This window comes from Pseudomonas sp. SIMBA_068, from assembly GCF_046534705.1.
Taxonomy (GTDB): domain Bacteria; phylum Pseudomonadota; class Gammaproteobacteria; order Pseudomonadales; family Pseudomonadaceae; genus Aquipseudomonas; species Aquipseudomonas putida.
Window position 1 is genome coordinate 1 of record NZ_JAWRYI010000616.1, and the last position, 268, is coordinate 268.

Below are 268 nucleotides of genomic sequence, written 5' to 3' on the forward strand. Positions count from 1 at the left end.
GTTCTACTTCGCCTGGCGCTTCTTCGGTACCTGCGAGCATTGAGCCCACCATTACACACGATGCACCCGCAACAAGCGCTTTCACAATGTCGCCTGAAAAACGAATACCACCATCGGCAATTACTGGAATGTCGCGACCTTTTAAGCCATCAACTGCATCTGAAATAGCCGTGATTTGTGGAACACCACAACCGGTAACAATACGAGTTGTACAAATAGAACCAGGGCCGATCCCTACTTTTACTGCATCAACGCCTGCATCAGCAAG

The 268-nt window shown here is 49.3% G+C and carries 1 protein-coding gene; it reads right to left on the bottom strand.

Going from position 1 to position 268, the window contains the following annotated elements; all coding sequences use genetic code 11:
- On the bottom strand, nucleotides 1-268 hold a 268-nt coding region (locus SB756_RS30670), incomplete at both ends, for an IMP dehydrogenase (protein WP_410913315.1).